The 4,669-nt window shown below is 68.0% G+C and carries 4 protein-coding genes and 1 pseudogene; 3 read left to right on the forward strand and 2 right to left on the reverse strand.

The features are described from left to right. The coding region (locus tag WBA11_RS11855) for a DNA gyrase subunit A (protein WP_424520892.1) at positions 1–1,621 on the forward strand (1,621 nt) is incomplete at its 5' end. Between the two features lie 44 nt (positions 1,622–1,665). Then, a complete protein-coding gene (locus tag WBA11_RS11860; RefSeq protein WP_424520893.1) occupies positions 1,666–3,021 on the forward strand; it encodes a sensor histidine kinase in 1,356 nt (451 codons plus the stop codon). A 16-nt stretch (positions 3,022–3,037) separates the two neighbouring features. On the opposite strand, the gene WBA11_RS11865 is transcribed toward WBA11_RS11860, so the two are convergent. Continuing rightward, a complete protein-coding gene (locus tag WBA11_RS11865) occupies positions 3,038–3,544 on the reverse strand; it encodes a hypothetical protein (protein ID WP_424520894.1) in 507 nt (168 codons plus the stop codon). A 174-nt stretch (positions 3,545–3,718) separates the two neighbouring features. Between WBA11_RS11865 and WBA11_RS11870 the strand changes: the two genes are divergently transcribed. Next, the gene (locus WBA11_RS11870; protein ID WP_424520895.1) at positions 3,719–4,084 is read left to right on the forward strand and encodes a hypothetical protein; all 366 of its coding nucleotides are present in this window, start codon (positions 3,719–3,721) and stop codon (positions 4,082–4,084) included. Positions 4,085–4,102: 18 nt separating this feature from the next. Here the strand turns inward: WBA11_RS11870 and WBA11_RS11875 are convergent. Next, a pseudogene (locus WBA11_RS11875) lies at positions 4,103–4,669 on the reverse strand (hypothetical protein); the annotation flags it as partial.

Below are 4,669 nucleotides of genomic sequence, written 5' to 3' on the forward strand. Positions count from 1 at the left end.
CGAGTACGTCCTGGAGGGCAAGAGCCGCATCGTGCTGACCTCGATCCCATACGCGCTCCAGAAGGCGGACCTGATCGAGAAAATCGCCGACCACATCCGCACCGGAAAGGTGCCCCAGATCGTCGACGTCCGGGACGAGTCGACGGACGAGGTGCGCATCGTCCTCGAGTTGAAGCGCGGCGCCTCGGCCGAGGTCGCGATGGCGTACCTGTTCAAGCACACGCCGCTGCAGAGCCGGTTCCACGTCAACCTGACCGCGCTCGTCCCGACGGACAACCCGGAGGTCGCGGCGCCTGAAAAGGTCGACCTGCGGACGGCGCTCCGCCACTTCCTCGACTTCCGCCTCGAGGTCGTCACGCGCCGCCTCGAGCACGAGCTACGCGCCCTCGAAAAGCGGATCCACATCTTGAAGGGCTTCGCGGTCATCTTCGACGCCCTCGATGAGGCGATCAAGCTGATTCGGGCCTCGAAGAACAAAGCCGACGCGAACGCCCGCCTGCGCCACCGCTTCGGGATCGACCAAGACCAGGCCGACGCCGTCCTGGAGATCAAGCTCTACCGGCTGGCCCGGATGGAGATCGACGCGATCCTGAAAGAGCTCGCCGAGAAAGAGGCCCGCGCTGCCGACATCCGAAAGCTCCTGGCAGACGAGGCGGGCCGCTGGAACATCGTCCGCAAGGAGTTGCGCGCCGTCAAGAAGGCCTACGCCGACGAGCGCCGCACGACCATCGCCGGCCCCGACGCCGTTGTCGAGTACGCCGCCGAGGACTACATCATCAAGGAGGACGTCTACGTCATCGTGACGAAGGACGGCTGGGTCAAGCGTCAGAGATCCTACACCGACCTCGATGCGATCCGCGTGCGCGAGGGCGACCGCGTGCTGTACGCACTCGCGGCCTCGACGCGGGCGACGGTCGGGTTCTTTACGTCGGCCGGCCGGTGCTACACGATCCGCGTCGACGACCTGCCCCAGACGACGGGCTACGGCGACCCCGTCCAGAAGTTTTTCGACTTCTCCGACCGCGAGACGGTCGTGGGCGTGGCCAGCTTCGACGCGAGGGTGCTGCCGGTCGGCGTGCCCGAGGTCAACGGCGTGCCCCAGCCCGAGCTGTTCCAGGGCGACGGCGCCCCGGCCGACGACGTCGTGCTCGGGCCCTACGTCGTAGCTGTCTCCTCGGACGGCCAGGCGGTTCGCCTCGAGGCCGAGGCGTTCATGGAGCCGTCGAACAAGAACGGCCGCGTCATGATGCGGCTCAAAGGCGGCCAGCGCGTCGTCAACGCGGAGGTCGCGTCGGGGACGGAGAACGTGTGCCTGGCGACCAAGCAGGGGAGAGCGCTCATCTTCCCGGTCCCCCAGATCTCGGTCTTTAAGAGCGCGGCCAAGGGCGTGATCGCGATGCGCCTCGACGGCAAGAACGACCGCGTGCTCGGCATGGCGCTCTCCGACGCGGCCCGTCGCGGCCTCGAGGTCGAGACCAGTCGAGGACGGACCGAGATCGTGCGCACGACCAAGTTCGAGATCTCGAACCGCGGCAACAAAGGCTCGACGATTATCAGCCGCGGCACGTTGCAGGCGGCGACGCCGGACCCGGTCGAGCTGCACTTGCCTGGGCGTGAGTAGGTCGTGAGTCCTCAGTAGGTTGGGGCGTCTCGCGCCTTCCGCTGATGGCCTCTGCTCTCCATCGCATCTCGTCCCGCCTGGGCTCGGCCTTCGCGGTGCACCCGAACGGCCCGACGCCGGTCGCCCTCGAGGTCGAAGCGGAGCTGGCGGCGCGTACGCGTCGGCGGTCGCGGATCATCGCGTGGTTGGGGTTCCTTACCGCGTTCCCGTTGCTCTACATCGACCATTGGGTCCCGTATCGCGCGGGCGTGTGGGACGTCGAGGTCCACCACGAGGGGTACCTGGTGTGGCGGCTCGCGACCATCGTGACGCTGGGAGGGTGGTTGTGGTGGGACCACCGGTCACCGAACGGTGGCTCGGAGGACCTTCGCCTTGCGAACGTGTTCTCCGCGCTCGCCGTGGTCCTCGGCGCGTGGTTCGGACTTTGGTTCGGGTCCGAGCCATCGGCGTACCCGATGTACTCGTTCCTGCTTCTGATGGTCGGTGTGATGCTTCAGCCGCCGTCGTCGTGGCTGACGTGGGCGTACGTGCTAGCCCCCGTGATCACGCTGGGTGGAGCGTTGCTCCACGGGACAGATTTCGATTACGTGGCGTCGTGGACGTCGGCCTACGTCATGCCGACGATCATGATCATCATGGTGCACCGGGTCGTGTATCGGCAGGCCTACGCCACGCTCGAGTCGCGCCACCTCCTGACGCGCGCGAACGCCGACCTCGAGGACGCTCTCGGGGAACTACGTGACACCCAGGGTCTCCTCCTCGACGCCGAGCGTCAGACGGAGCGGCTACGGATCAGCCGAGACCTCCACGACTCCGTCGGTGCCCAGCTCTCGAACCTGATCGCGGGCGTCGAGCTGGCGCGGCTCGAGCAGCGAGCGTCCGGCGCCGACTCGTCCTCGAGGACGCTGGACGTGATCGAGGGCGACGCTCGCGACGCGATGGGCCTGCTGCGCGAAACGGTCTGGGCGCTGAGCGGGACGCCGATCTCCATTTCAGAGTTGGCCCGTCAGCTCCAGCGCTTCGCTCGGGACAGCACGCGCGCCGCTGCGCCATCTGCGACGGTTCGCGTCGAGGGCGACCGCGACCAGCGGCTCGACTCGACGGCGGCGCTGCACCTGCTGCGGATCGGCCAGGAAGCGGTCCAGAATGCGGTCAAGCACAGCGGCGGCGACCGCATCGAGGTCGTCCTCGAGGCCGGGGACGGGCGGGTCGTCCTCGAGGTCACCGACGACGGGGCGTTCCAGCGGCAGACGCCTGTCTCGGGAGACGGAGCGCCGTCCGGCTTCGGGATGCACACGATGCGCGAGCGGGCCGAGGCTCTGGGCGCCGACCTCGAGGTCGCGACCGAAAGCGGCACGGCGATCCGCGTCGAGGTTGCGGCATCCGTCCTCGAGGTCTGAGGGCGAGCGCCGGATCCTAGAATCCGATTCGGAGGCCGCCCATCACGGCGACAGCCGTCCGGTCTCCAGCCGAGGCGCGGACCTGGGCAAACGGAGCGATCAGACCAGTTCCGTAGGTGACACCCGCCAAGACGTTGGCGCCGATGCCGCTCGACGCGCTGTCCTGGTCGCCTTCGACGGCGTCGTCATCCGCGGTGTCGAGCTCGGTCGCGGTGTACGACAGGCCGGCGCCGATGTAGGGGCGCAGCGCGGTGACGCCGAAGGACGCTACCACGTCGAGGTTGGCCTGCAGGACCTCCTCGTTAAAGATGCGGTCGCGCATCACAAACTCCTTCGGCACGACAAACTCGGCCGAGGGACGGATCGCGATGTCAACGGGGAGTGGTATCGGGACGCCGACCTCGAGGGCGACGCCGACCAGCGGGCTCTCGACCTCGAGGTCGTAGCCGCCGTACGGCAGGATGGCGAACTGGGCCGAGGCGGGAGCGGCGACGACGAGCGTGAGGGCGAGGAGGCGTAGCATGGGGTCGGGAGTGTCGAGGATCGGCCCAGGTCGGGCCTCACCTACCAGCGCACCAAATCCTGGCCGAACCGGTCACACCCTCGAGGACGGCTCCGCAAGAGCGACGGAATGGATCTGCGAGACCACGTCCGAGACGCGCGGCCTCGATAGCCTTCGGCTCTCATCCGATCTCTCATGCGCGCCGCTCTCCTTTGCCTCGCGCTCGCTCTCGAGGGCTGCTCCGACGCATCTAGCCTCTACCAGCCTCTCGTCAAGCTGACTCCCAACGAGCCCATCGTCGTGTCGCAGGAGTTGATGACGGAGGACCACTTCGACCGTGCCGAGTTCGTCCTGACCGAGAACGGCTACGCCCTCGAGCGGACCGGCCCGACCGAGATCGTCCTCGAGGACGAGATGACGCGCGAGCTGATGTGGAACTGGACGACCAAGTCCGAGGACGAACCGTACCTCCGCGAGCAGTTCGACGCCGCGGACGTCGACCGGCTGTTCCCTAGCTCCATCACTCCACAACCCACCGACTCCCTCGAGGCCGCCGAGTAGACGACCTCGAGGACGGGCCTAGCTGCCGATCGAAACGCGGAGTGCCGCGCGCTGTGTGTTCGCCTGAGCCTCCAAGCGGTTGAGGGCTCCTCGGATGTCCTCGATGCGAGACTCTTGCTCGTCTAGCTTGTCGAGCAGGCGGCGGCCGTAGTCCGAGGCGTTGTCGACGGCTTCGAGGTTGCCGCGGATGCGCTCCTGCTCGCGCTCGATCTCCGAGAGCTCGTTGCGCAGCGTCGCGATCTCGCGCTCCGTCTGGGCGAGAGCCCGACGGTCGTCGGCGGCACGCCGGAGCGCGTTGCGCACGTCGTCGGGGATGGAGCCGGACGCCCCGGCGTAGGCCGCGATCTGGTCGGCGGAGGTCGAGGTCAGAACCACCCGCTCGCTTAGAACACGGGCCTCGACGACCTCGAGGGAGTCGGTCTTGCCCGGCGCGACCTCGACGCGGAAGCGGTACAGCTCCGGCGTGGTCTCGTCGACGGACGACGGAGTGAGAAGCCGAGCGCCGGGTCGGCGGCGGTGCTCCACGATGACCACCCGCTCCCGCTCGCCACGGTTCTCGACGCGGTAGCCCTGCGTCGAGCGTCC

Source organism: Rubrivirga sp., from assembly GCF_049648075.1.
Taxonomy (GTDB): domain Bacteria; phylum Bacteroidota; class Rhodothermia; order Rhodothermales; family Rubricoccaceae; genus Rubrivirga.

What these genes read in the sequence shown, in the direction of transcription:
- WBA11_RS11860 (WP_424520893.1), top strand. Translation starts at nt 1,666, where the DNA reads ATGGCCTCTGCTCTCCATCGCATCTCGTCCCGCCTGGGCTCGGCCTTC.
- WBA11_RS11870 (WP_424520895.1), top strand. Translation starts at nt 3,719, where the DNA reads ATGCGCGCCGCTCTCCTTTGCCTCGCGCTCGCTCTCGAGGGCTGCTCC.
- WBA11_RS11865 (WP_424520894.1), bottom strand. Translation starts at nt 3,544, where the DNA reads ATGCTACGCCTCCTCGCCCTCACGCTCGTCGTCGCCGCTCCCGCCTCG.